Annotated in this window: 26 protein-coding genes; 14 read left to right on the forward strand and 12 right to left on the reverse strand. The window is 63.0% G+C overall.

The annotated features are described in order from the left end of the window. Both LDO41_RS05775 and LDO41_RS05780 read right to left on the reverse strand, forming a co-directional pair. Complete coding sequence (locus LDO41_RS05775; RefSeq protein ID WP_223983100.1) at positions 1–396, reverse strand: VOC family protein; 396 nt, start codon at positions 394–396, stop codon at positions 1–3. Between the two features lie 14 nt (positions 397–410). After that, complete coding sequence (locus LDO41_RS05780; RefSeq protein ID WP_223983103.1) at positions 411–1,154, reverse strand: SDR family NAD(P)-dependent oxidoreductase; 744 nt, start codon at positions 1,152–1,154, stop codon at positions 411–413. Positions 1,155–1,296: 142 nt separating this feature from the next. Here LDO41_RS05780 and LDO41_RS05785 point away from each other — a divergent pair, with 142 nt between their 5' ends. Next, a complete protein-coding gene (locus LDO41_RS05785; protein WP_223983106.1) occupies positions 1,297–2,202 on the forward strand; it encodes an AraC family transcriptional regulator in 906 nt (301 codons plus the stop codon). Here LDO41_RS05785 and LDO41_RS05790 read toward each other — a convergent pair. Beyond that, positions 2,171–2,785, reverse strand: a complete 615-nt coding sequence (locus LDO41_RS05790; protein WP_223983109.1) for a hypothetical protein — start codon at positions 2,783–2,785, stop codon at positions 2,171–2,173. The genes LDO41_RS05785 and LDO41_RS05790 overlap by 32 nt on opposite strands. Before the next feature lie 290 nt (positions 2,786–3,075). Here LDO41_RS05790 and LDO41_RS05795 point away from each other — a divergent pair, with 290 nt between their 5' ends. From LDO41_RS05795 to LDO41_RS05805, 3 genes are read left to right on the forward strand one after another with little or no spacing between them, the layout of a single operon-like run. Then, positions 3,076–3,942, forward strand: a complete 867-nt coding sequence (locus LDO41_RS05795; protein WP_223983112.1) for a DUF2167 domain-containing protein — start codon at positions 3,076–3,078, stop codon at positions 3,940–3,942. Positions 3,943–3,947: 5 nt separating this feature from the next. Beyond that, positions 3,948–4,682 (forward strand): hypothetical protein, encoded by a 735-nt coding sequence (locus LDO41_RS05800; RefSeq protein ID WP_223983115.1) that lies wholly within the window; start codon positions 3,948–3,950, stop codon positions 4,680–4,682. Continuing rightward, positions 4,679–5,038 carry a J domain-containing protein gene (locus tag LDO41_RS05805; RefSeq protein WP_223983118.1) on the forward strand — a complete coding sequence of 120 codons (360 nt, stop codon included), beginning with the start codon at positions 4,679–4,681 and terminating at the stop codon, positions 5,036–5,038. Before LDO41_RS05800 ends, LDO41_RS05805 begins: the two co-directional genes overlap by 4 nt. A 24-nt stretch (positions 5,039–5,062) precedes the next feature. Here the strand turns inward: LDO41_RS05805 and LDO41_RS05810 are convergent, their stop codons facing one another. Together LDO41_RS05810 and LDO41_RS05815 are read right to left on the reverse strand one after the other, a co-directional pair. Further along, a complete protein-coding gene (locus tag LDO41_RS05810) occupies positions 5,063–5,272 on the reverse strand; it encodes a DUF6434 domain-containing protein (RefSeq protein WP_223983121.1) in 210 nt (69 codons plus the stop codon). Between the two features lie 29 nt (positions 5,273–5,301). Further along, positions 5,302–5,826: an AAA family ATPase gene (locus LDO41_RS05815; RefSeq protein ID WP_223983122.1), complete on the reverse strand. Its 525-nt coding sequence runs from the start codon at positions 5,824–5,826 to the stop codon at positions 5,302–5,304. 278 nt (positions 5,827–6,104) lie between these two features. On the opposite strand from LDO41_RS05815, the gene LDO41_RS05820 reads away from it, so the two are divergent. Then, complete coding sequence (locus LDO41_RS05820) at positions 6,105–6,458, forward strand: XRE family transcriptional regulator (RefSeq protein ID WP_223983124.1); 354 nt, start codon at positions 6,105–6,107, stop codon at positions 6,456–6,458. A 64-nt stretch (positions 6,459–6,522) separates the two neighbouring features. Here LDO41_RS05820 and LDO41_RS05825 read toward each other — a convergent pair whose 3' ends face one another. After that, a complete protein-coding gene (locus LDO41_RS05825; protein ID WP_223983126.1) occupies positions 6,523–7,134 on the reverse strand; it encodes a hypothetical protein in 612 nt (203 codons plus the stop codon). Between the two features lie 168 nt (positions 7,135–7,302). Between LDO41_RS05825 and LDO41_RS05830 the strand changes: the two genes are divergently transcribed. Further along, positions 7,303–7,965, forward strand: coding sequence for a GntR family transcriptional regulator (locus LDO41_RS05830; RefSeq protein WP_318036274.1), 663 nt, complete (start codon positions 7,303–7,305; stop codon positions 7,963–7,965). An 18-nt stretch (positions 7,966–7,983) separates the two neighbouring features. Here the strand turns inward: LDO41_RS05830 and pruA are convergent, their stop codons facing one another. From pruA to LDO41_RS05845, 3 genes are read right to left on the reverse strand one after another with little or no spacing between them, the layout of a single operon-like run. Next, entirely contained in the window at positions 7,984–9,582 is a 1,599-nt protein-coding gene (gene pruA / locus LDO41_RS05835; protein WP_223983129.1) for an L-glutamate gamma-semialdehyde dehydrogenase, read from the reverse strand. Between the two features lie 30 nt (positions 9,583–9,612). Continuing rightward, entirely contained in the window at positions 9,613–11,067 is a 1,455-nt protein-coding gene (locus LDO41_RS05840) for a short-chain fatty acid transporter (protein ID WP_223983131.1), read from the reverse strand. A 48-nt stretch (positions 11,068–11,115) separates the two neighbouring features. Beyond that, complete coding sequence (locus LDO41_RS05845; protein WP_223984241.1) at positions 11,116–14,445, reverse strand: molybdopterin-dependent oxidoreductase; 3,330 nt, start codon at positions 14,443–14,445, stop codon at positions 11,116–11,118. 297 nt (positions 14,446–14,742) lie between these two features. Here LDO41_RS05845 and LDO41_RS05855 point away from each other — a divergent pair, with 297 nt between their 5' ends. The 4 genes from LDO41_RS05855 (at position 14,743) to LDO41_RS05870 (ending at position 19,045) form a co-directional block, all read left to right on the forward strand. Then, complete coding sequence (locus LDO41_RS05855) at positions 14,743–15,723, forward strand: rubredoxin (protein WP_290370866.1); 981 nt, start codon at positions 14,743–14,745, stop codon at positions 15,721–15,723. A 12-nt stretch (positions 15,724–15,735) separates the two neighbouring features. Continuing rightward, positions 15,736–16,368, forward strand: coding sequence for a tautomerase family protein (locus LDO41_RS05860; protein ID WP_223983134.1), 633 nt, complete (start codon positions 15,736–15,738; stop codon positions 16,366–16,368). Between the two features lie 110 nt (positions 16,369–16,478). Beyond that, entirely contained in the window at positions 16,479–17,441 is a 963-nt protein-coding gene (locus tag LDO41_RS05865; protein ID WP_223983137.1) for a Bug family tripartite tricarboxylate transporter substrate binding protein, read from the forward strand. Between the two features lie 74 nt (positions 17,442–17,515). Then, positions 17,516–19,045 carry a class I adenylate-forming enzyme family protein gene (locus LDO41_RS05870; protein ID WP_223983140.1) on the forward strand — a complete coding sequence of 510 codons (1,530 nt, stop codon included), beginning with the start codon at positions 17,516–17,518 and terminating at the stop codon, positions 19,043–19,045. Positions 19,046–19,062: 17 nt separating this feature from the next. On the opposite strand, the gene LDO41_RS05875 is transcribed toward LDO41_RS05870, so the two are convergent. Next, positions 19,063–19,965, reverse strand: coding sequence for a LysR family transcriptional regulator (locus tag LDO41_RS05875; RefSeq protein WP_223983142.1), 903 nt, complete (start codon positions 19,963–19,965; stop codon positions 19,063–19,065). Positions 19,966–20,159: 194 nt separating this feature from the next. Between LDO41_RS05875 and LDO41_RS05880 the strand changes: the two genes are divergently transcribed. Beyond that, the gene (locus LDO41_RS05880; protein WP_223984247.1) at positions 20,160–20,957 is read left to right on the forward strand and encodes an enoyl-CoA hydratase/isomerase family protein; all 798 of its coding nucleotides are present in this window, start codon (positions 20,160–20,162) and stop codon (positions 20,955–20,957) included. Between the two features lie 19 nt (positions 20,958–20,976). Here LDO41_RS05880 and LDO41_RS05885 read toward each other — a convergent pair whose 3' ends face one another. Both LDO41_RS05885 and LDO41_RS05890 read right to left on the reverse strand, forming a co-directional pair. Then, positions 20,977–21,969 carry a tripartite tricarboxylate transporter substrate binding protein gene (locus LDO41_RS05885; protein ID WP_377741325.1) on the reverse strand — a complete coding sequence of 331 codons (993 nt, stop codon included), beginning with the start codon at positions 21,967–21,969 and terminating at the stop codon, positions 20,977–20,979. Positions 21,970–22,022: 53 nt separating this feature from the next. Beyond that, positions 22,023–23,531: a class I adenylate-forming enzyme family protein gene (locus LDO41_RS05890; protein WP_223983145.1), complete on the reverse strand. Its 1,509-nt coding sequence runs from the start codon at positions 23,529–23,531 to the stop codon at positions 22,023–22,025. 210 nt (positions 23,532–23,741) lie between these two features. Between LDO41_RS05890 and LDO41_RS05895 the strand changes: the two genes are divergently transcribed. From LDO41_RS05895 to LDO41_RS05905, 3 genes are read left to right on the forward strand one after another with little or no spacing between them, the layout of a single operon-like run. Continuing rightward, positions 23,742–24,920 (forward strand): thiolase domain-containing protein, encoded by a 1,179-nt coding sequence (locus LDO41_RS05895; protein ID WP_223983147.1) that lies wholly within the window; start codon positions 23,742–23,744, stop codon positions 24,918–24,920. Positions 24,921–24,947: 27 nt separating this feature from the next. Next, positions 24,948–25,346, forward strand: coding sequence for a Zn-ribbon domain-containing OB-fold protein (locus LDO41_RS05900; RefSeq protein WP_223983149.1), 399 nt, complete (start codon positions 24,948–24,950; stop codon positions 25,344–25,346). A gap of 30 nt (positions 25,347–25,376) precedes the next feature. After that, entirely contained in the window at positions 25,377–26,291 is a 915-nt protein-coding gene (locus LDO41_RS05905; RefSeq protein WP_223983151.1) for an SDR family NAD(P)-dependent oxidoreductase, read from the forward strand. The last annotated feature ends 13 nt before the right edge of the window (positions 26,292–26,304 follow it).

Below are 26,304 nucleotides of genomic sequence, written 5' to 3' on the forward strand. Positions count from 1 at the left end.
TCAGTGCTGCCAGCTCTTGTAGACGAACTCGAGGCTGTAGCCGTCCGGGTCCAGCACGTTGGCTGCGTAGTAGCGCGGGTCGTAGTACAGCCGCGCGCCAGGCGCGCCGTTGTCGGTAGCTCCGGCGGCCATCGCCGCCGCGTAAGCTGCGTTGACCGCGGCTTCGTTGTTGGCGACAAAGCCGACATGTGCGGCACGGCTGTCCACGTCGCCCTGACGCAGCCAGAAGAACACGCGGCCGTTGGCGCCAAAACCCTTGAGGTCCGGATGTCCCGGCGGGCCATCCTTGCCGTCGAAGTCGAGCCGATTCTTGATGCCGAGTGGCGCCAGTACTTCGGTGTAGAAGGCAATCGAGCGATCGAGGTCGCTGACGGAAATAAACACGTGGTCAAGCATCTGGTCTTCCTTATTTAGATAACGTAGCCGCCGGCGACTTCGATGGATTGCGCGTTGATCCATGCACCATCCTCGCTCAATAGCGATGCAATGACGCGGCCCACTTCCTCCGGCTCACCCACACGCCCCAAGGCCGTCTGCGACGCGAGCAAGGCTTCGAATTCATCGGTCAGGCCACCGCCGAGTTCAGTGCGGATTGCGCCGGGAGCCACCGCGTTGGCGCGAATGCGGCGTTCGCTGAATTCCTTCGCCATATAGCGCGTGAGAACTTCCAACGCGCCTTTGAACGACGCATACGGCGCCACGCCGGACGTTGCTACGCGGGTCGTAGCGCTCGTCAGGTTCACGATGCTGGCACCATCGGCCAGCAGTGGCAAGAGCGTCTGGGTCAGGAAGAACGGGCCCTTCAGGTGCACGTTGAACAGTCCGTCGAACTCGGCTTCGGTAACCGTTTTGATCGGGTTGTAGATCCCGTAGCCGGCGTTATTCACCAGACCGTTGAGGCGCTGCGCGTTCCAGACACGCTCCAACGTCTGCTCGACGGCATCGCGGAAGGCTTCGAACGACGCCACATTGCCCACATCGAGCTCGAGTGCCGCGGCCTTGCCGTTCGCTTCCTCGATGCGATGCACGACGGACGCCGCCGCATCGGCCCCGCTTCTGTAGGTCACGATAACGCCCAGCCCACGTCTTGCGCATTCGATCGCGGTGCTCGCGCCAATGCCACGGCTACCGCCGGTAATCAGGATGACGCTCATATCAGGCTTCCAATCAGAGAGGTTTTGAGAAGCCTCAACGATAAGGATTCACGGCCCTCCCGGCTCCCATATTCCTACCTGATTCCTGCCTATTTCTGCTTTTCCCTTGCGGCGCGGTCACGTCCGCCGCCAGAATTGCGGTATGGAAGCACAACTGAACGAACTCCGGGCCCTGGCTGCCCACGCCGAGAATCGCAAGACCGAGACGGGGATCCCGCGCGTGGCCATGGTCAAGGGCGAGATCCCGGAACATGCGCTGGCTGCGGTGTATGACCCCATGGTCAACCTTATTCTGCAAGGCGGCAAGTCGATGACGGTGGGTGACCGGACGTTGCAGTACGACCCGGCGACGTACTTCGTCATGTCGGTCGATCTGCCAGCGGTGGGATCGGTGCGCCCCGACGCCTCCGGTGCGCCGTATCTTGCGGTCAGCCTGACGCTCGATCCAGTGCTGATCGCTGGCCTGCTGTCGGACCTGCCCAAACCTGCCGCAGCCGCATCAGAAACCGCGGCCTTCTCGGTGGCCGCCGTCACGCCCGAACTGCTGGACGCATGGGTGCGCATGCTGCGACTGATGACCCGACCAACGGACATCCCCGCGCTCGCACCGGCCTACGAGCGCGAGATTCTCTATCGCGTGCTACAGGGTCCAATGGGGTGGATGCTGCGGGATATCGCCTCCCCCGATACAGCGCTCGCACGGGTCAATCTGGCGATCCAGAAGATCCGCCGCGACTATGCGTTGCCGCTAAGAATGGAAGAACTAGCCGACCACGCTGCCATGAGCGTGTCGGCATTCCATCGACACTTCAAGGCAGTGACGGCGCTGAGCCCCTTGCAGTACCAAAAGCAGATGAGACTCCTCCACGCCCGCTCGCTACTGGTGGCAGAGCGCCGCAGCGTGACATCCGCGGCGCAAGAGGTCGGCTATGAAAGCGCGACGCAGTTCAGCAGAGAATACGCCCGGCAATTTGGACTGCCGCCGGCGACCGATGTCGCGAGGATTATTGGAGAGATCAGGAACCTTCACATAGAAGGTAGCTATTGACCGCTACGTTCCAACTCTTGGCTTCATCGAAATTCTCAACGAGCCCTCGGGCGGCCAATGTGGTACCGGACATGGCCGCCTTCATTGCCGCCATTCCATGGTCGACCATGTACTTCGGGTAGTACGCCGGCGGTCCATAGCCCCGCACGGTGGCGCAGACCGATCGTCGTTGCGTTCTGTCACCCATCACCGCATTGAGATGATCCTGAAACGCCTGGAGCCAATCCTTCGCAAGAGATCCCATCGTGACCATGCGGATCACCTTCACCGCCTGGCGAGCAGTCTCGTCCGCGACCCGAAGCGTATCGAAGTAGCCATAGGCACCTCCCAGCGCGAAAGCAAATACGGCGTTGTCTTGCTGGTTCTGATTGATACAGGATGCTAGCACCTGATTGAGCACCACCGGCGTCATGTCATTGCGAAGCTGTGCGGGTTCCAGGCACGGTATCGAGGCGGCGGCAAGCGGTGGTTTGCCGGCTGACGTTCCGTCAGACGGCTTGGTACCGACTGCTTCAGCTGCAGAGGCCGATAGATGTAATGCGGTCAGTCCAATAGCAAGCGCGCAACGAATACCTTTTCTCACGAAGTCGAACTCCCTTATCCGAATAATTTGGCCACAACAGCGCGATCGATGGCAGCCACAGGCCCGCTCGCAATTGACCTGTAGTGGCAAGATCTTTTAACGGGAGCGATCGCTCAAATCTGAAGCGTGTCGTACCTATTATTTTGCGAATGTCCCGCTATCTCTGTGGTCACTTATCTATGGCCTGCAAAGCTACCACCTCACGTGTCAACTCCCCCTTACGGAGGGGCTTGCAAGCGGCTGACAAGATTCAGAATGCGTAGGTTGATATATTGAGCACGGGTGAGACTATGATTAATCCGGTAATGGGTCCCGCACCTTCCTCGCGCCATAATTTACTGCGTGGAAGCTTCCTTGCTGTTGCCACAGCTTTCCTCTTTGCCGCGAGCGCGTGGGCAGACGAGACTGTTCAAAACCCGCATTACGGTCCCTACTCGACGGCGATCGCTTCCGTTGCAACCTGGCAGGTGCCCAAAGGATACATATCACTCGACCCGGACGACACGACTCGTCTTATGGATCGAATGCAGAACCCCGGGATCACAAACAGCTGGCTTTACGGTCCGGACAGGTTGGAGCGTTGGTTCGCTGTCGTCCACTATGACCAGACCGGGCACGTTAAGGATGATGAGAAAATCGATCCAGCAGGAATTTTGGAATCGCTCAAACGCGGCGGCGAGATTTCGAATGCTGAGAGACGAAAACGCGGATGGGCCGAATTCAACCTTATCGGATGGCAGATTTCTCCTCACTATGAACCGGACACAAAGCGCTTGGCGTGGGCCACGCTTGGCGAGGTGAATGGCGAGAAAGTGGTCAACTACACAACCAAGTTGCTTTCACGCAGCGGTGTTGTAACCCTGACGCTGGTAACTGACCCTGGGAGCCTCAACCAGTCAGTTGCGGAGCTAAAAACGCAGTTGGACCATTTCTCGTTTAATTCCGATCAGAGGTATAGCGAGTTTCGCAGTGGAGACAAGATCGCGGAATACGGCCTGACCGGATTGATCGTTGGCGGCGCCACAGCCGCAGCGGTGAAAACCGGCGCTTGGAAGTGGCTGTTGGGAGTACTCGCTGCGGGCTGGAAGTTCGTCGCAGCGGCGGCCGTGGCTGCGTTCGCAGGAATCCGTTCGATGTTCAAACGCCGCGGGGCCTGAGTTGCATGCTGGCTGACTACAATCGCCTGCTTGCCATTGCCATCTGGGTCTTCTTCTTCAGTGGCATGCTGTTGATGAAGCGCCCAGGCCATGGCGTCGCCTATTTCGCGCCGTGGCAAACTCGCCTTCGTTTTCCATCATGGCGGGCGACATTCGGCAGTCGCCTCGCACTCATTCTGCACCCCATTCGTTCATTCTGGCCGATCGCGGAAGTCCAGATTTTTGCGAAGAGTCGCGCCGGTGCTCTAGACGAACTGCAAGAGTCAGCGATGCAATTATCGCGCTCGTTGCGTTTCGCGCGCCCGCTTCTTATGGGAGTGTCGATCATCGTCGTGCTGGTGATTCCGATCTGGATCATTCTGCGCGGCGCGGATCTTATTTTTTTGGTACTAGGATTGCTGGCTTATGCCCTGTACACATTCAGCCTCGCAGCGCTGGTGATGGCCGGAGAAGAGGCCGATCGGCGTCGGGCAGGCGAACAGTGGAAGACACTGCTCGAACCGCTGCTGTGCCTTCCGTACGTACCTCACCTGTGCCGCAAGCTCAGCGCAGGTTATGGGTTATCGGTTCCGCTCATTGATGTCTTGCAATCTGATATCCCCCTACATTTGGACGATCTGAACGATCTGCGACAACGTTTAAACGAGCACATCGAGGTCGCTGAAGATGCGAACGATATAGCTTTTCTGACCGCGCTAGGTTCGCACATCGAACGACGCCTGGCAGCGTGCCCAAAATGAGAATTTTCGCCCTTGTCGTCGGTGCCATGGTTGGGTTCTGGCTCATCAGCCTGGCCCTCGACCGGCGCAAACCGAATTTCGAGGCATCGCGACCTGACCCGGCTACACGCCAGGATGCACAGCTGCCGGGTATGCGCTCGGCGCCAGAATCGGAACTGATGACGGATGCATGCCGCGTGTTAGAGCTTGGACAACCATTCACTGAACAGGAACTGCTGGCTGCCTATCAGAAGCAAATCTCGCAATACCATCCCGACAAGGTTCGCGATCTCGGTCCGGAACTTCGCGAAGTTGCCGATAGAAAGACAAAGGAAATCAACGCGGCATTGGACGTTCTGCAGGGACACACGCGGTAGTTCGAGACTACCCGGAAGACGATCTCATGACGCTTGTCTTCGCTGCCACTCGTCGGCGATGTCCCCCATGGTCACGTTCGAGCCTTCGCGAATCCATGCCATGAACGGTCGGTCGAACGCGAAATTCGGGCCGCACTCTGCGATCAGGAAACGGCGTACGTTTTGTGTGTTGCGGTAGGCCTTGTCGACCACGGTACTGCGGGTGATATGACCACCGTGCCAATCAAAGGGCATCGTACCTCCGTCAAGGTGTGCAGGCCGTATCAAGTTGATTTGCTTAGAAGCGAGGGCCGCGCTGCAAGGACCGCTTGCAATCTGACCTCAACCGCATCGTCGCCCTCCAGATAAAGCACCTTGCAGGTCCGGGCCGCCAGCCACTGGCGATGCCGCGCAAGGCTTCGGCCTTCCGCAGTACCTTCGTCGTACTGCGCGGCCCATGCGAGGAACTCCGGATCGGCTTTGCCGAACCTCCGCTCCTCGCGCAACTGTAAGCGGGCCAAGCGAGTTGCCGTTGGCACGTAGAGAAAAACGACAAGGTCGAACGCATCTTCAAGGGCTTCGCCCCACCCCATCAGGGCACCCGCTACTACGGCATCCGAGCTCGCGCGAAGGTCGCTCAGTAGCGCCGCAAGGCGCTCCTCTTTCTCGAACCTTTGCTGATACGGTGGGTCCGTAGGGCGCCAGAAATAGTCGTCCGTCTCGAGCAACCGCGCATGCGTGGCGCCTGCAACCGCAGCTGCCAACGTTGACGTACCGGAACCGGCGGCGCCTGTGATCAGGATGTGCATGACGTGCGGGGATTCTCGAATGTTGGGGATTGTAGCAATGCCTTCCAGAACCATTTGGTAGTTGTTTCTATTGCTACTGCGTCATGTGGGAGCAGTCCATTGAAGCGTTCATGACAGCCTCCCACATCTCCAGTTGGCAAGGTCGTCACCTTCAATGCACCGCCGAACATTTGCTTGCCCGCGTTGATGGCGGTGGCAACTCTCAAAGCAAATCCTGCCCCCCTCGACTGTTCCTATAGATATAGACAAAATAAGCCGTCTCGTTACTATCTATAGCTATGCCAAAGACAGCTCGCGCCATATCCCAACTTCCTCCAGCCACCGCGTCAGCTATCAAAAAGCTCGGCGCCGATCTGGCTATTGCTCGTTTGCGCCGCAAGGAATCACTCCGAACTTGGGCGAAGCGGATGGGCATCTCAGTGGGTACTCTTCAGCGGCTCGAAGCGGGCGACCCGACGGTAGCAGTCGGGATCGTCGCCACGGCACTCTGGCTTATCCAACGCGATGGCGAGTTGCGAAGTCTCGCTGCACCTGAGCATGATCAGAGCGCGATCGAAATTGATGTACGAACGGCCATCGAACTCGGCCGCGCACGAGCTAAGGCGGCTGCCTTTACTCGCTCGACCAAGTGATGACATCCGACGTTCGCCGCGATAGATTTCCAATCACATTCGCTGCTGTCAATTCCAGAGACACTTATCCCCGCGGCCCGCGCCGCATGACGCGGCGGACTACGGTTTGGCGGGCGTTGGCGACTTCGCGGACCTTGTCGTTTGCGGCGCGTAGGCGGTCGATGACTGCTGCGCGGCGTTGGGCGATTTCTTCGGGGGACTCCAGGTCGGCGTAGCTGGCTTCGCCGGCGGATGGTGGCGTGCCGGGAAGCGTCTGGTTCAGCAGTGCTTGCATGGCGTCTGGTAGTGGGTGCCCCGCTCTTGCCAGCCTTGCGCGCTCTAGCTCAAACATCGCGATGCTGATTTCCGTCACGGCGACGTAGTCCCAGCGTGTGGGCACGGCGGCTTCGGAGAACCAGATTTCGCCTTCGCCAGGAGCGATGAGTGCCACCACGTCATGGCCGCGGACTTCGAAGCGGAGCATGTCGGGGCGCGGGTGTGAGAACGCGCGGTCGAGGTAGCGGCGGTACGCCAGTGCGTCGATGCGATTCGTCGCGTCGGCCTGTGGGTCGTCGGGCGATACGAAGACACGCTCTTCGCGTGGTCGCGTGCCTAGCGAGACTTCGCGGTATGCGATCGGAGCGAAGGGGATGTTGGCTTCAGGCATCGGCATCCGGCGGCAGCCGGTCTCCGGCATGAGAAGGCCTCATTATCGCGGGCGTGTACGTATTCGTCGTGACCCATTTGTGCGGACCGTGGCACCCGGGCAACGACATGGGAACGAAAAAAGCACCAAAACGCGTCACGCACTACTGCACCAAACCGGGTACACTGCAAGCGTTTGCGGTCAACCCTTTCGGAAAACATGGAGTCCATGCAAGAGCTTCGGGCCACGAATCTGCGGGAGCAGGTGGTGGAACGTGTGCGATCGGAGATCGTGTCCGGGCGCACGCCTGCCGGTACGGTGTATTCGGTGCCGGGCCTCGCCAATGACCTCGGTGTGTCGACCACACCGGTACGTGAAGCGCTACTCGAACTGAGCCGCAATGGCCTGCTCGTACCGATGCGCAATCGCGGTTTTCGGGTCGAGGCGTTGTCGCTGGAAGCGCTGGACAACCTGTTCACCATGCGCGAATTGCTGGAGCGCTTTGCGCTCGAGTCTCTCGCGCGTCAGGGCCTGAAGGATCCGAAGCCGGTGCGCGAGCTCGCCGATGCCGTCGGTCGCGCGGTCGAGCGCGGTGACGTGGCTGGCTATATTGCTACCGACCGCGCGTTTCACGAGGCGCTGGTGGCGCAGCTTGGCAATCCGCTGCTGACCCGCCTCATCATGCAGTTGCGCGACGATATGCGCCTGTATGGCATCGACTCCGACGAAGGCAAGCAGCGTCAGCGTGACTCCGTGCAGGAGCATTACCAGATGGTCGATCTGGCGATTCGCCAGGACGTGACGGCGATCGGTGAACTGATCAGCCGCCATATCCTCGCGTGGAAACCGCTGTTCCGCTCCGCGCTCGCGCAGCAGGCCTGACGGTTAGCGCATCGACCGTCAGCGCATCGACGGATACCGATAGTCCTGCGCCGGCACCCACGTCTCCTTGACCGTGCGCGGCGAGGTCCAGCGCTGCAGGTTCAACATCGAACCGGCCTTGTCATTGGTACCGCTGCGCCGTCCGCCACCAAACGGCTGCTGCCCCACCACCGCGCCCGTGGGCTTGTCGTTGAGGTAGAAGTTGCCCGCGCTGAAGCGCAGCCGCGCACTCGCCTGGGCAAGGGCGCGCGCATCGTTGGCGAACACCGCGCCGGTCAACGCATAGGGACTGGTGGTATCGACGGTGGTCAACACCTCCGACCACGTATGGTCCGGATACACCATCACCGACAGCACCGGCCCGAAGATCTCCTCGCGCATCGTCACGGCCTGTGGATCGTCGACCTCGATCACCGTCGGCTTCACAAAGTACCCTTCGCTGTCGTCATAGGTGCCGCCCGCCAGCACGCGATGGCCATCGGCGCGCGCGCGATCGATATGGCCCGCGATGCGATCGAAGGCCTTGCGATCGATCACCGCGCCCATAAAGTTCGAGAAGTCCTCGACATTGCCCATACGGACCGTCGCGAGGTCATCGAGCAGCCGCGCCTTGATCTTCGGCCACAGCGACGCCGGCAGATACGCGCGCGATGCCGCGCTGCACTTCTGCCCCTGATACTCGAACGCGCCGCGCAGCAAGGCCACCGCAACCGCATCGGCATCGGCCGACGCGTGCGCGAGCACAAAGTCCTTGCCACCGGTCTCGCCCACCAGACGCGGATAGCTGCGATAACGCGGCAATCGTTGAGCCACCTGCTGCCATAGCGCGTCGAACACCTCGGTCGAGCCCGTGAAGTGCAGGCCCGCAAAGTCCGGCGCGTCGAGCACGGCTTCTGACACCGACGACGCCGCGCCCGGTACGAAGTTGATCACGCCGGGTGGCAGTCCCGCGGCCTCCAGCAGCTCCATAAACAGATAGTTGCTCAGCGACGCCGTGAATGCGGGCTTCCACACGACCGTGTTGCCGAGCAAGGCCGGTGCGCAAGGCAGATTGCCCGCGATCGCCGTGAAGTTGAATGGCGTAACCGCATAGACAAAGCCTTCGAGCGGCCGATAGTCGAGCGCGTTGCGCATGCCGGGGCCGGAGATCGGCTGCTGCTGCATCAGGTCGCGAGCAAACGCCACGTTAAAGCGAAGGAAATCGATCAGCTCGCATGCCGAATCGATCTCCGCCTGGTACGCGGTCTTGCTCTGCCCGAGCATCGTCGCGGCATTGAGCTTCTGGCGCCATGGTCCGGCGAGCAGGTCCGCGGCACGCAAAAAGATGGCCGCGCGTTGATCGAATGGCATCGCGGCCCACTCGACTTGCGCGGCCACCGCGGCGGCAATCGCACGCTGCACGTCGGCCGGACCGGCCTGGCTCACCGTGGCCAGTTGGCGGCGATGGTCGTGCGGGGCGCATAACGGTTGCGCGCCGCTGCCACGCAGGCGCTGGCCATCGATAACAAGCGGAATCTCGGTGATCAGGCCGGCGTGGTGCGCCAGCGCGGCGCGCAGGTCCGCGCGTTCAGCAGAGTCGGGCGCGTAGTTGAGGACAGTTTCGTTAGTGATGTTCATGGTATTCAAGCTCTGGTCAGATCGAGTTCATCAATGCGCGGGGATCACAGGCGGGTGATAGCTGAAGGTCGCCATCAGCAGCGCCGCCACCGTAATCACGATCGGGGTATGGATCAGGAACTGCACGGCCGTGTACCCGACCAGATCTTTCGACTTGAGCTTGAGAATGCCGAGCAGCGGCAACATCCAGAACGGATTGATAAAGTTGGGCAACGTCTCCGCGATGTTGTAGACCATCACGGTCCAGCCAAGGTGCGCGTGCAGATCGTTGGCGGCGGTCATGATGTACGGCGCCTCGATAACCCACTTGCCACCGGCCGACGGGATAAAGAAGCCCAGCACCGCCGAGTAGATACCCACCAGCACCGAGAAAATGCCCGAGTCATGCGCAAGACTGACGAACCAGTGCGCAATCTCGTCGGACAGCGTCACGCCCTGCGCATTGCCGACCTTGGTCAGCATGTAGCCGATACCGCCGTAGAACGGAAACTGCAGCAGCACGCCCCCGACGCTCGGCATCGCACGCACGAAGCTTTCGAGGAAGCTGCGCGGACGCCAGTGCAGCAGCAGGCCCAGCAGCAGGAACACGAAGTTGTACGTGTTGAGCTGCGACATCGTGATAAACGGATTGCCGCTGCGGAACGCGTTCCACAGCCAGCCTGCGGCCAGCAGCACCACCACGATCGTCAGCACCGGGCTGAACTCGAGGAAGTCGCCGGGACGCTTGCGCTGCGAGGGGGTCAGATGGTCATCCTCGAGCTCCACGCCGAGATCCTCGGCGGTCCGCGTGGCGCTGCGACTGGGCGCGGTCATATGGCAGATTACCGCCGAGACCACTGTCACGAGCACGATTACCAGCAGGTTCTGCCACGTGAGGATGGTCTCGCTGAAACCGATCACGCCGGTAATCGGCAGCAGCGACGCCGGAATGCTGGCCGGCGTGGCCTGCAATTGCGCGGCCGAAGAACTCATGCCGAGCGTAAAGCCGCAGCCCATACCAAGGTAGGCAGCGGCACCGGCCGCGCGATAGTCGAGCATCAGCGATCGTCGCCGCGCCATCTCGCGCACCAGCAGCCCCGAGAAGATCAGGCTGAGCCCCCAGTTGACCAGCGATAGCGCGATGCTGAGTACGCCCACGAAGACGATCGCACCGCGCGACGTCCTGGGAATCTGCGCGAGCCGGCGCAACAGCGCGGCCACCGGTGGCGACATCGCCAGCACATAGCCGGTGATGGCAACCATCGTCATCTGCATCGTGAACGGGATGATGCTCCAGAAGCCGTCGCCGAACGCCTTGCTCGTGGCCATCGGATTGCCGCTGTGCAGCACGGCGCCCAGCCCGACCACGGCGCAGGCGACGACCACGAACACGTAGGCATCCGGAAACCATTTCTCGGCCCAGGCGACGATGGCCTGCGAAAAGCGCTCCATGGAGGTGGTGGCGGGCGCCAGGTCTGCGGCCGGCCGGGATTGCGGTTGGGACATGATATGCCTCGTTGCGATAAACGTGGTGGGGGATCTCGGGCGCCGTGGCTATCGGCGCAACACGATGGGGGTTAGCGGTACAGCCATGCAGGTCAGGCAGCGATCGGGCGGGCCGTCCCATGGCGTCATATGGGCGACCTTGCCTTCGACGACGGTCATCACGCAGCTCTCGCACTGGCCCACGCGGCAGCCATTGGGCAACCGCACGCCGGCCTGCTCGGCGGCGTCGAGCACCGTGCCGCAGGCGGGGGACCATTCGAAGGTGCGAGCGGAATCCGCTTCTGCGTCGGGCCCTGCGCCGGCACCGGCATCGAGCACGCGTACCGATCGCGGCGCGAGCGTGCGGGGTATCTGCACGTCGGCGGAGAACGTTTCCTCGAAGATGTCGAAATCGGGCAGGCCCCTGCCCTTCAAGGCCGCGCGCACGTTGCTCAGGAAACCCGGCGCGCCACACAGGTAGGCCAGTGGGCGTTGCGCGACCAGGGCGTCGGTGAGCATCGAGAGCTCGGGGGCTGACGTACCGTGCGCAAAGAACAGCTCTACATTGCCAATGCGCGCCGCCAGTTGTTCAAGCACTTTAGCGAACGGATGCGCGACGCCGGGCCGCGCCAGATGCACCAGCACGACGGGCGGCGTGGCATGGCCGCGCGCGCGACGTTGAGCCAATGCTTCCAGATGGCCGACGAATGGCGTGATGCCGATGCCGCCGGCCACCAGCACAATCGGCCGCGGCGTCTGCGTGGGAATCGTGAACACGCCCGCTGGCGTGGACAACAGCACGGTGGCGCCGACATCGAGTTCATGTAGCCGCGACGACATGCGGCCCGGCGGATGGTCTGCCGTGCGGGCCAGCCGCACAGCGATCGACAATTCACGCGGCGACAGATTGGGGCCGATCAATGAATACGCGCGACGGGTGTCCTGGTCTGGCAACGACACCACCACGTGCTGCCCCGGCAGGAAGTCCGGCAACGGGCCACCATCTTCGGGAGCGAAGTCGAAGCGCTCGACATCCTCGACCATGCGCTGCTTGGCGACGATACGGAATGCGCGCGCGCCGGGCCATGCGCCGTGATTGGCGGCGAGGTCGGGTTCGATGCGGCACATCGTTGCACGCAAGGGCACCGAACCGCTGACGGGGTCGCGCTCGTCATCGCTGAGAATGGCGTTGATGTTCGAGGTGGCGACACCGTGCGCGGCGGTATCGGCATGGCCGAGCGGCTCGCATCCCTGCCACCAGCCGAACTCGGCCACGGCTACCTGATCGTGCAGCGACGCGTCGATGCGCGCCTGCAGACGTACCGTACCGAGCCGTGTGACCACGCGCATCCAGTCGCCGTTGTGCACGCCGATGGTTGCGGCGAAGCCGGCGCCGATCTGGATCTGCGGCGCTGGAGCCTTGCGGCGCAGCGACGCGACGTGCCGGTGCGATGAATGCACGTACCAGCCGCTTTTGGCGGTGGTGAGCACGGTTGGGTAGGCGGTCTGCGGAACGGGATGCAACACGCCCGGATGCTGCGCGGGTTCGACGAACGTCGGCAGTGGCGGCTGGCCGATGTCCTGCAGCGCCTCAACGTACAGCTCGACACGACGCGTAGGCGTGGCGAAACCCGCGACGGTGTACTTCTCGCGCGCAATCGGCTGCGGAAAACGCAGCCCTTCCGGCTGCCGGCGCAGATCGTCCACCGTTATCCCAAGCGGTGCGAGTTGATGATCCCACCCTGCCTCGATGCTGCCACCGAACATCTGATCCCGCATGCCCATGCGCGCGGCCAGCGCCATCACGATCTCGTAATCGGCGCGCGCCTCGCCCGGCGGGGTGACCATGCGCGGGCGCAGTTGCACGTGTTCGACGGCTGCCTGCGAAATCTCGAAACCACACTTGAGCGCCTCGCGCTCCCACGGCAGATTGGCCGGCAACACCAGATCCGCATGTTCCGCGGTCGGGTTCATGAACATATCGACGTGCACGTGGAAGTCGAGCGCATCGAGCATGCGCCGATTGCGCGCGGCATCGGCCTGCGTGACCACGAGGTTGGTGCCAAAGCTGACCAGGGTCCGCACGCGATACGGTTCACCGTCGAGCACGGCGCGCGCCAGATCGCGCGCGGTGATCCACCCATGCCGCGGGGGCCCGAGCGGCAGCTCCGCGAGCCCGAGCGCCTTGGCGCGCTGCGTCGCCGGCAGCAACTGCGTGTAGTCGTTGACGGTGCGATACGGCGGCGGACTGGTCCACAGATTGCCGCCCTCGCGATCGCACGCGCCGGTCAGGGCGTACAGCGTGGCGATCGCACGCTCGGTCTGCGTGGCGTTGGTATGCTGGCCAACACCGGTCCATGCGTGATAAGCCAGACGCGGCGCGTGCATAAACAGCGCGTTGAATTGCTCGATCTGCTCGCGCGGGACCCAGGTGATATTCGCCACGTGCTCGGGCGTATAAGCGTCTACGTGGCGCGCAAGCGCGTGCAGCACGCTGGCGTAGCGGCGCGTGTGGCCATGCCGGTCGCGGCATTCGCCTGCGCTCTGCAATGCCACGTCCTCGTCGTGGAACGGCGCGGACGGATCGAATGGCCGCAGCTCGCCACCCTGCGTGCGGACCACATAGCGTTCGCCCTCGCCCCTGTCGTTCAACTCGTCCAACCCTTCCGACTCTTCCCACAAGTCCGCCGCACGCAGCAGACGCTGCGTATCGAGATCGACGAGCAACGGTGCATTGGTCCAGTCCCGCACGAACGCCGCATCGAAGCTTTGCGTCGCAATCAGATGGCGAATCGCGCCGAGCGCCAACGCGGCATCGGCACCGGGCCGCACCGGCAGCCACAGATCGGCCTGCTGGCCAGAGCCGTCCTGCTTGGGATCGATCACCACGACCCTGGCCCCACGCTGGCGCGCGGCCGCCACGCGCGAGGCCTGCGCCAGCCAGGTGCGCGCCGGGTTGTGGCCCCATAGCACCACGACATCGGCATGGTCGAGGTCCGGCACACCAATGCCGCGGCCGAACGTCAATGCATGCGCATAGTCCTTGTGCCAGCCGCAGATCTCCACCGCGTACAGCAGGTTGGGGCTGCCATAGCAGCGGATAAACCGTTCGACCCATTCGAAGCTGTCAACCATCGGCGTACCGCTGGGCGTGGTCACCGCGAACGCGACCGACTCGGCGCCATGGCGCGCGCGTTCGACAAGCAGGCGTTCCGCGATCTCGCCGAGCGCTTCGTCCCACGAGATCTCACGCCATTGCGGATCGGCCGCGCCGCGCGGCGTCGTACGCCGCAACGGCCGCGTCAGCCGCAACGGACTCGCGACGAGTTCGGGTGCGGCTCGGCCCTTCGCGCATAGCGCGCCGCCCGTGGGATGCCCAGCCAGCGGCAGTACCTGCACCAAATGGCCCTCGTCATCTATCTCGTTCAGCGATCCGCAGCGGGATCGGCACAGTGTGCAGTAACCGACAACTTGCTTCATGGTTTTAGTAGCGCGTCACACATCATATCAACGTATTGTGCGCATAGTAGCCGGTAGAACACTATGCCGCATCCGGGTTAACGCGCGCATTCCCCCCATTTATTGGTGCGTTCGGCTGCCATAAGTTTGTCCTTGCACAATCAAAAAGCGTTTTATATAACGTGTCACGCGCTACTAGATTCAGCGCATACCTCATAAAAGTGGAGTAGATAAGACATGAACAACGATCGATTGAAGCGACTCGTCTGCCTGGGCTGCGGCTTTGCCTACGACGAGGCGGAGGGGCTACCTGAACATGGCCTGGCGGCCGGTACGCGCTGGGAAGACATCCCTGAGGATTGGGTGTGCCCCGACTGCGGGACGCCGAAGGCGCGGTTCGAAATGGTCGAGCTGCCCTATGCGCACGAGCCCGAACCGGTCGCGGCACGCAAGCCCCTGCCCGCACGTCCGCCGGAAAACTTCGTGCTGCGCGACAGCGAGCGCTGCTTTCAGCAATACCTGTCGACGGGAGAGACCTCGTCGTATGTGGCCGGGCATCCCGATGCCATCCTGAGCCGACATTCGAGCTTCAACTTCGCCGATTACCAGTCGGGCCGCACGGGTTTCGGGCCGATACGCGTGTTTGGCGAGGAAGTGTTCAGCGGCGCGGGCTGCGGCTACAACATGCATCCGCACCACGACTTCCTGATCTGCGCGTTCGTGCTCGAGGGCGAGCTCACGCACGTCAATACGGTGGGCAATGTCGATCAGTTGCATCCCGGCGATTACTACGTGTTCTCGGCGGGATCGGGCGGCAAGCATGCCGAGCTGAACCTCAAGAGCGAGGACATGCGGGTCATCTATATCTGGTTCCTGCCGAACGAGCTGCTGCTGCCACCGACGTATCACCACGCGCGCTACGTGGAAGAAACCTCGCGCAACCGCATGGTCACGCTGGTCGGCGATGCCCCCGGCGCGCTGCCGATACCGCAGGACGTACGCGTTTCGCGACTGTCGACGGATGGGCCCATGTTGCAGCGCTATCAGCCGGCCTCACCCGGCCACGGCGTCTACCTGTTTGTCCTGGAAGGCTCGGTCGAATGCGCGGATGTCAGCCTGACCCGTCGCGACAGCATGGCCCTGTTCGGTGGTGAAGCCTTCGCGTTCCGTACCGGTGCCGGCCGCAGCGACATTCTTCTTGTTGAAACCACTTATTGAAGGAGCGCGATCATGCCGATCATGAACGTTACCTATGTCGAAGGCGCGCTGCGCCCCTCCCAGAAAGCCGCCATCGCCCAGGCCCTCAACGAGGTCCTGCTCGTGATGGAAGGCAATGCCCGCACCCACGGCGGCCGCGCGTTTGCGTGGGTCCTCTTCAACGAGATTCACGAGCAAAACTGGTGGATCGATGGCCGCACCGACAACAGCCTGGTGGCGCCACCGGGCAAGTTTCTCGTGCACGTGACGATTCCCGAGGGGTATATGAACGCGGCGCACAAGTCGGAGGTACATGCGGCCGTCAATGGCGCCATCCTTGGCGTGCTCGGCGGTGCGGATCATCCCGATGCGGGCGCCAGCATTCTGGTCGTGATCGACGAGGTGACCGAGGGCAACTGGGGCGCGCGCGGGCGGACCATCAGTCTGGCTACGATCTCGGAGGCGGTCGGCCTGCCGAAGGACGGCGAGCGCTATGCATGGGTGCGCGCTTATTTCGCGGCGAAGGGTCGGCAATACGCCGCGGCCGGGTATCCGAGTGATACCGGTGGCTTGTTGCCGGATGCGGCAAAGCCTCTCACGCCACCGCACGCGTCACATCATGCACCCGATTGGTTGACCGATGCCCGCCCGGCGGAGGCGGCCTGACCGTCCCGCTTATCGCATCCTCGAAGGTGCCCTTCCGCAAATGAAAATTGCCTGCACGGCAGGCGTGTCGCACAGTCTCCTCTGCCTCAAACAAAAAAACAGGAGGAGACATGCTGCGATTGATACTCACCGGCGCGATGCTGGCGCTAGTACATGGGGCGGCGCTGGCCGATGCCTATCCCTCGCGGCCGGTGCGGCTGCTGGTCGGCTATGCCCCGGGCGGACCGGTGGATACCGCGGCGCGCATCTACGCGGATTACCTCGGCCGCGTGATCAAGCAACCGGTGATCGTGGACAACCGTCCCGGCGCCAGTGGTGCGATTGCCGCCGGAATGACCATGAACGCCAAGGCGGACGGCTATACGGTCTATTTCGTGGCCAGCCCGACCATGACCATGACGCCGTTGGTGCAGAAGTCGGTCAGCTTCCGGCCCGCGCAGGATTTCACGTATGTCGGGCTGATCACCGACTACACCAACGTGCTGCTGATCAACAAGGATTTCCCGGCGAAAAACGTCGATGAACTGGTGTCGTACGCGCGCAAGCATCCGGGCGAGGTCAGCTACGGCTCTGCAGGCGTGGGCGCGTCGAATCACCTGTCGGCCGAGTTGCTCGCGCAGATGACGGGCGTCAAGATGCTGCATGTGCCCTACAAGGGCAATGCGCCGGCGATGGCCGATGTGATGAGTGGCAAGGTCACGTTCATGTTCGACATCACCGGCACCGCCGTCGGGCATATCAACGGCGGCAAGGTACGCGCGCTTGCCGTTACGTCGAAGGAGCGCAACGCGGCGCTGCCGACCGTGCCGACGTTGGTGGAGTCGGGGCTCAAGAAGTACGACCTCACCGGCTGGTACGCCTTGATCGGCCCGCCCGGTATGCCGGCGGATGTCACTGACGTTCTGGTCAAGGCGCAGCAGGCGGTCGGGCACGACCCCGCGTTCCGCGATCGGATGTCGGCTGTAGGCTACGATCTCAACGTCGCGGGACCTGCCGCGCTGCAGGCGCGTATTCGCAAGGAGCTCGCGCTATGGGGCAACGTGGTGAAGACCGCCAATATCGAGGCAGAGTAGTTGTGATAAACGATGTGATAAACGATGTGATAAACGATGTGATAAACGATGTTGCAACAATGGTGAGAACACTCGTGACACAACCCGACATCGCAAAACGCATCAGCGACATTCCCCGCCATCGTGCCGCACGCGCGCCCGACGATGTGGCCGTCTACGAAGGCGAGCGCACCGTCACGTTCGCGCGGTTATGGGAGGACATCGGGCACGCGCAGGAATATCTGCGAGCGCAAGGCGTCGGTCGCGGCGATCGCGTGATGATCGTCGGCGAGAACTCGCTGGCGCTCGTCACTACGATCTTTGCGTTGTCGGAGCTTGGCGCATGGCCCGTGGTGACCAACGCGCGCCTGACCACGCGAGAGATCGAGGAAATTCGCGCGCATTGCACGCCGCGGCTGATGCTGTTCACACATGCGGCCTCGCCGGACGCATTGCGTCACGGCCTGCGTTATCGCGCGCGCGAGATTGCGCCGCGGGGGCTCGGTCCGCTGATGGCGGCTGATCCCGATCGACACAGCGTCGCGGAACCCGAGGCGCTGGCCAATGATGTCGCCGCGCTGATCTACACGTCCGGCACCACGGGCCAGCCCAAGGGCGTCATGGTCACGCATCGCGGCCTGCTGCATTACGCGCGCGTCACGGTCGAGAATCGGCGTATGCATCCCGGCGACTGCGCCTATGCGGTCATGCCGATGTCCCATATCTTCGGGCTCGCGACCTTGCTGCTGGCGACATTTCAGGCCGGTGGCAGTCTCTATCTGGTGGCGCGCTTCAACGTGGCCGATGCGTGCGCGGCGTTGCAGCGCGATGCGATCTCGATTCTGCAGGGTGTACCCGCGATGTTCAGCCGCATGCTCGCGTACCTGCGTACACAGGGCGTCGACACCCTGCACTCTTCTCGACTGCGCTATCTGTATACGGGCGGTGGCCCGCTTGAACCCACGCTGAAACGTAATGTGGAGGCAATGTTTGGTCAGCCGCTGCACCATGGCTATGGCATGACGGAGTATGCGGGATCGCTTGTGATCACACGCATGGATCGTCCGCGCGACGATTGCGCGGCCGGCGAGGTGGTGGAAGGCGCCGAATTACGCGTGGTGGGTCCGAACGGCGAACCGTTGCCAGCCGGCACACCGGGCGAGCTGTGGGTCAAGGGACCGGGCGTGATGCACGGCTATTACCGCCAGCCCGCCCAGACCGCGGAGGCCCTGCGTCCCGATGGCTGGCTCAATACCGGCGATATCGGGCGCATCGATGCCGACGGCGCGGTGTTTATCGTGGGCCGCACGCGCGACCTGATCATCCGCTCGGGCTTCAATGTCTATCCGATCGAGGTGGAGTCAGTGATCAATTCTCATCCGTCAGTGCGGCTGTCGGCGGTGGTCGGCAATGCCACCACCGATGGCAACGAGGAGATCATCGCGTTTGTGGAGTTGCGCGAAGGCGAGACGTTCGACGAAGCGGCATTGCACGCGCATCTGGCAGAACGACTGTCACCGTACAAGCGCCCCGCACGTATCGTCCGGGTTGCTGCCATTCCGACCACGCCTAGCGGCAAGCTACACAAGCATCAACTGCGCGGCATGATTGGCGAGTTGATCTAGAGCCTGACGTAGAAGCGTCAGGCTGGCCCTCGCATGCCGTCTTCGACCAGCAGATCCACGAGCTTGCGCGCGAAGGCCGGCAACGCGGCGAGGTCGGCAACGCAGATCTGCAGATTGCGTTCGGCCCAGTCGTCCTGCAACTGCACGATACTCAGCGCCATGGTCTGCGCATGGCGTCGGGCGGTGCTCTCCGGCAGCACGCCAATACCGACATTGGCCTCGATCATGCGACCCGCCGTCTCGAAATTGCTGACCTGAATGCGCCAATGCAGTGTGCGTTGCAGATCCGCGGCCGCGCGTTTGAGGAAGTTGTGGATCGCACTCTCCTCGGGCAGTCCGACAAAGTCGTACTCGAGCGTATCGGCGTAGCGCACGCGCTTCTTCTGCGCCAGCGGATGACTGAGCGCGGTGGCCAGCACCAGTCGATCCACGCGATAGGGCATGACCTCGAGCCCCTCTGTGTGCATGACACCTGCGGCGATGCCGATATCGACCATGCCTTCCTGCACCGCGCGGACGACGTCCGGGCTCAGGCGCTCGCGGATATCGACGGTCACGTTCGGATGGTTGACGAGGTAGGTGCGCAGCACGCCGGGCAGGAACTCGCTCATTGCCGTGGTGTTCGCGAACACGCGGATATGACCCTTGATGCCCGAAGCAAATTCCTGGAGATCGCCGCTCAGTTGCTCGATCTGGCGCAGCACGCGCCGCGCGTGGGCCAGCAGTGTTTCACCGGCGGGCGTCACCTTGACGCCCTGGCTGCTGCGGCTCAGCAGCTTGACGCCAATCTGCTCCTCGAGGTTCTTGATCCGGGTGCTCGCCGCAGGCAGCGACAGATGGCAGCGTTCCGCACCGCGGGTCACACTGCTGGCCTCCGCGATGTGCGTGAACAGATTCAGATCCACCAGATCGAAGCGCATGACGGTCGTCTCCTGAATAATCGCCGATTATCTCCCGAAAGCGCACTCCGTCGATGCTCGCACTTACCCGAAAGGACGGGTTGCTTCGCACGATTGGAACGCTGGCATCGAAACATGCAAATAGCCAGCGTGCGTGACATCGTTCAAGCTGTTGGCTTGAAGAATGACGGAACACACCAATGGCCAACCAAACAATGACGGAAACTGATCCCTTACTTGTGGAGATCGATGACGGCGTGGCCACGCTCACGCTGAATCGTCCGCAGCAGAAGAATGCGCTCAATGGCCCGATGCGCGATGCGCTGCGTGACGCGGTCTATCACATTCGCGCAGACCGCACGGTACGCGCGGTGGTACTGCGCGGCGCGGGCACGGATTTCTGCGCCGGTGGCGACATCCGCGCAATGAACGTCACCGCCGCGGATGCGGGACGCGATCGCATGGACGATCTGCACGGCTGGATCGCCATGCTCGCCGATCTTGATCGCCCGGTCGTGGCGGCGGTCGACGGCGTGGCCTACGGCGCCGGTTTCAGCTTTGCGCTGCTCGCGGACCTGATCGTGGCCTCGCCGCGCGCGCGTTTCTGCATGCCGTTTATGAAAGTTGGCCTGGTGCCCGATTGCGGCGCGCTGTATACGCTGCCACGCGTGGTGGGCATGGCCCGCGCACGCGAGCTGGTGTTCAGTGCGCGCGAGGTGGGCGCAGAGGAGGCGCATCGGCTTGGCTTTGTACTCGAGATCGTGCCGCAAGACGCGCTGCATGCGCGTGCGGACGCACTGGCGCGTGGGCTGGGTGGGGCTTCGCCGGCCGCCTTCGGTATGACCAAGCGCGCGTTGCAGCAATCGTTCGACAGCGATCTGCGTGCGATGCTGGAACTGGAATCGCTGGGTCAGGGTATCGCGTTCACCACCGACTACCATCGCGAAGCGGTACGCCGCTTCAAGGAAAAGGAGCCACCGCTGTACCGGTGGCCCGCCGCATCGGGCGATTGAAGTAAGTCGAGCAGGTTTGCTACCCCGCGGTGATGCCCGCGGTCTTTATCACCTTGCGCCATTTCTCGATCTCGGCATGCAGGCGCTGACGCATCTGCTCCTGTGTGCCCGGATCGGCTTCGGCACCGGCCTGCAGCAGCCGCTGCCGCACGGCCGGATCGTTCGTCGCCACGTTGAAGTCCGCGTTGATGCGATCGAGAATCGGCTTCGGCGTATTGGCCGGCGCGAACAGTGCGGCCCACGAATACGCTTCGTAGCCCGGCAGCCCCGATTCGGCGACGGTCGGCACGTCCGGCAGCATATGCGAGCGCTGGCGGCTGGCAACGCCGAGCACCTTGATGCGTCCCGACTTGATATGTTGCAGCGCAGTCGGTGCGTCGCTGAACATCAGTTGCACCTGCCCCCCGAGCAGATCGTTCATCGCCGGACCACTGCCTTTGTACGGAATGTGTTGCAACTTGGTGCCAGCTTCCATGTTGAACAACTCGCCCGCCAGGTGCGTGCCACCGCCATTGCCGGATGAGCCGTAGGCCAGCGGCCGCTCGCCCTTCTTCGCGTAGGCAATCAGCTCACGGATATTGTTGGCCGGCACCGACGGATGCGCGCACACGAACACCGGGAACAACGCGGCAAAGCTGATCGGCGCAAAGTCGCGTTCGATGTCATAGGACAGATTACCCATCAACGTCACGTTGACGGCATGATGAATCGAGCCGACGAACAGGCCATAGCCGTCAGGCGCTTCCTTCGCCGCGATCGCCGCGCCAATGGTGCCGCCAGCACCCGCGCGATTGTCGATGACCACCGAGGTCTTCCAGATTTCACCCAGGCGCTGGCCCACGATGCGCGCGGTGCTGTCCACCGGGCCGCCGGCTGGAAATGGCACGATCAACTTGACTGGCTTGGTCGGCCACGGATCGGCGGCCAGCGCGGACAGGGGATGCGCAACCATGCCGAGCAGGCCGGCGGCCAATAGCCGCCTTCGCATCGTAAAGGTATCGAGGGTTTCCATGCAGCGTCTCCTTTGGGTCTTATAGGTGTGGTCGTTAACTACGTGACTGCGGTCTACATCGCGCCGGCCTGCTCCTGCAGCACGCGCTTGAGGATCTTGCCGTTGTGGTTGGTGGGCAGTTCCGTCAGCGCCACGATCTGCGCCGGTCGCTTGTACGGCGCCAGACGATCGCGCAGGTGATGCTGCAGCGCGCCCACCTCCAGCAACGCACCGGGACGCAACTCCACGAATGCCACGATTTCCTCATTACCGTCGCGTTCGGCGCGGCCGACCACGGCCGAGCGCTGGATGCTCGGATGTGTGTTGATCGCGTTCTCCACCTCGGCCGGATAGACGTTGAAGCCCGAACGGATGATCATTTCCTTGAGACGTCCGACCACGAACAACGCGCCATCCGCGTGCATTTCGCCAAGATCGCCACTCGCGTACCAGCCGCCTTCGCGCATCACGCCCAGCGTGGCAACGGCATCGCGGAAATAGCCGGGCATCAGTCCCCTGCCCCGCAGCCACAGTTCGCCACGCTCACCATTCGGCAGCGCCTTGCCGGAGACCGGATCGACCACGCAGACCTCGGCCTCCGCAACCGCGTAGCCCGCGCTGGTGTCGGGGCGATGCTCGCCCAGTCGCGTCACATGCACGGAGCCCGCATATTCGGACAGGCCATACCCATGATGGAGCGCGAGTCCGAACATCGCCTCCACGCGTTGCTTGAGCGAGAGATCGAGCGGGCCGGCGCCGGTGTAGAGATAACGCAGCGCGGGTGCGTCGGGACGCGCGATGCCACGCTCCTGCAGATGCGTAAGCAGTCGCGAGAACAGCGTTGGTGGCCCCTGCAGCTGCGAAATGCCGTGATGCGCGAGCGCGTGCAGCAGGTCATCGGGATCGAACTGCGGCCGCATGACCAGTTGCGCGCCAGCCAGCAACGAGCTCAGCAGCACGGTGCCGAGGCCGAAGATATGCGTCATCGGCACGAACGCATAGAGACGGTCGTTGGCATCGAGCGCGCGAGCCTCGCGCGTCACGCGCGCAAAGTGGATCAGCGCGTCGTGGGTCAGCATCACGCCCTTGGGCTGCCCCGTGGTACCGGAGGTGAAGATCAGCGATGCCACCTGGTCGCGTAACGGCGCCTCCTCCTGCGTGGCGTCTTCACGCACCGGGCTGTGTGCAAGCCCGGCCAATGCCGAAGGGGTGGCGTGAAGACGCTGTGCGTGGGCGGCGGCCGCGCGCGAGGCATCGGCCGTGAAATACACCACACGTGCATCGGCGCGTGTGACGAACGTGTCGACCTCCCCGGGCGCCATGCGCGCGTTGACGCCGCACGACCATGCGCCGACGCGGCTGCACGCGAGGATCAATGCGGCATGCTCGGGGCAGTTCTCGGCCACCACCATCACGCGGTCGCCGGGGCGCACGCGCTGCGCGCGCAACTCCGCCTCCGCCACGCGCGTCAGGGCATCGAGGTCCGCGAACGTCAGGCTGCGACCGTCCGGCAGGTGGATAAACGGCTGGTCGGGGGCCTGCATCAGCCAGTGGTCGAGCAGATGATGGATCCGCGTAGTCACGAGTGGGTCCGTCCTTTGCAAAGTAGTTGGCGCAGCATGGACGCAAAGGCACCGGGGCGCCATTCGTAAAACCCAAGGATGGGCTTCGAAGACTTGAAATCTCCAGTCAGGGTCGTTTCGCGTTCAAGAAGGCCGGATTCCGGAAACCTGAACCAGTGGGCGGCATACCTCCATAGAATGGTTGCCAGCACAACACACAGGCCAACAACGATGACCCGACATGCGAACGCATCTTCAAGCGCCTTTATTGTCGGTGCCTACGAGCACCCGACGCGCAAAGCCCCCGACAAGACCGTGCCGCAGCTTCACGCGGAATGCGCCCGGGGCGCGTTGGAGGACGCAGGGCTGACGCTCGCCGATGTCGACGGCTATTTTTGCGCCGGCGATGCGCCGGGCCTCGGCATGGTCAACATGGTCGATTACCTCGGCATTCGTGCCCGCCATGTGGATTCCACCGAGATGGGCGGCTCCTCCTATATCGCGCATGTCTCGCACGCGGCGCAGGCGATTGCCGCGGGCAAATGCAACGTCGCACTGATCACGCTGGCCGGCCGCCCGCGTTCGGAAGGCTCCAGCGGCACACAGGCGCGCAACTGGGGCGCCAATCTGCCCGACCAGCCGTTCGAGGCGCCCTACAACCCGGTGACGGTCAACCTGTATGCGATGGTTGCCCAGCGCCATATGTATCAGTACGGCACCACGCCCGAACAGCTCGCCTGGATCAAGGTCGCCGCGTCGCAACATGCGCAGCACAATCCCAATGCCATGCTGCGCGAGGTAGTGACCGTCGAGGACGTACTGAACTCGCCGATGATCGCCGATCCGTTGCATCGACTCGATTGTTGCGTGGTCTCGGATGGTGGCGGCGCGCTCGTGGTCGCGCGTCCGGAGATCGCCCGCAAGCTGAATCGGCCGAGGGTGCGCGTGATCGGCGCCGGCGAGCACGTCAAGGGGCAGCTCGGCGGCCAGGTGGATCTGTCATGGTCCGCGGCACGTGTATCCGGCGCGACGGCATTCGAAGAAGCTGGCGTCACGCCGGCGGATATCAAGTACGCCTCGATCTACGACAGTTTCACCATCACCGTGCTGATGCAGCTCGAGGACCTCGGCTTCTGCGCCAAGGGCGAAGGCGGCAAATTCGTGGCGGATGGCAACCTGATCTCCGGCGTGGGCAAGCTGCCTTTCAATACCGACGGCGGTGGCCTGTGCAACAACCATCCGGCCAATCGCGGCGGCATCACCAAGGTCATCGAAGCGGTGCGCCAGTTACGCGGCGAGGCCCATTCCGCTGTGCAGGTTCCGAATTGCGACCTGGCCCTCGTGCAGGGTACCGGCGGCTATATGGGATCGCGCCACGGCTCCGCCACGCTGATTCTCGAACGTGAATAACCCAGGCAACCGCGAAGGCAATTACTTATGACGACGCCCTACGTTCCCATGGCCCACGCGGCCCCCGAAGAACTGCCCGACAACAAGGCGTTCTGGCAGGCCGCGCGCGAAGGCCAGCTGCTCGTGCGCCACTGCACGTCGTGCGGCAAACCGCATTGGTATCCACGCGTGCTGTGCCCATTCTGCCTCGGCGATACCGAATGGAAGACCGCCTCCGGCCACGGAGAAATTTACTCGTATAGCGTCACGCGCCGTGCGGGGCCGCAACCGTATTGCATCGCCTACGTGCGGCTCGATGAAGGCGTGACGATGATGACCCATATCGTCGATACGGATCTGGATACGGTGCGCATCGGCCAACGCGTGCGCGTGCGGTTCGCCGAGACCGAAGGTGGTCCGCCGGTGCCGGTGTTTGCCCCGGTCTGATCACGCACGACAACAATCAAGGAGACACGCATGGCACAGATGATGGAAGGCAAGGTAGTGGTGGTGACCGGTGCCGGTGGTGGTATTGGCCGCGATATGGCGCTTGCGATGGCAGCGGCCGGGGCAAGCGTGGTGGTCAACGACCTCGGCACCTCGACCAGCGGCGAAGGCCAGGATATCGGACCCGCAGAGGCGGTCGCGCGCGAGATTCGCGACGCGGGTGGTCGCGCCGCGGTCAGCACGGAAAGCGTCGCTGGAGCCAGCAGCGCGGCGCGCATCATCGAATGCGCGCTCGACAGCTTTGGCCGCATCGATGGCGTGGTCAACAACGCCGGCATCCTGCGCGATCGCTTCTTTCACAAGATGGGCACCGATGAGTGGGATGCCGTCATTCAGGTGCATCTGTACGGCAGCTATTACATGAGCCGCGCGGCCGCGTCGCATTTCAAGGAGCAGGAGTCCGGCGCGTTCGTGCATATGACATCCACGTCGGGCCTGATCGGCAATCTGGGGCAGGCCAACTACAGCGCGGCCAAACTCGGTCTGGTCGCGTTGTCGAAGAGCATTGCGCTGGATATGCAGAAGTTCAACGTGCGCTCGAACTGCATAGCGCCGTTCGCATGGAGCCGCATGATTGGCTCGATCCCGACCGACACGCCCGAGCAGCAGGCGCGCGTGGCCAAGATCCAGCAGATGACGCCGGCCAAGATCGCACCGCTGGCGGTGTACCTGCTGTCGCCGGCGGCCGCCGAGGTGAATGCGCAGGTATTTGCCGTGCGCAACAACGAGATCTTCGTCATGAGCCAGCCGCGCCCGCTGCGTTCCGTGCATCGGGGCGAAGGCTGGACGCCCGAGTTTATCGCCGAACACGGCATGCCCGCATTGCGTGCATCGTTCGTGCCGATGGATCGCTCGGCGGACGTGTTCTGCTGGGATCCGGTCTGAGCGGACCGCCTCA

This window comes from Cupriavidus pampae (assembly GCF_914271485.1).
GTDB classification, from domain to species: Bacteria; Pseudomonadota; Gammaproteobacteria; order Burkholderiales; family Burkholderiaceae; genus Cupriavidus; species Cupriavidus pampae.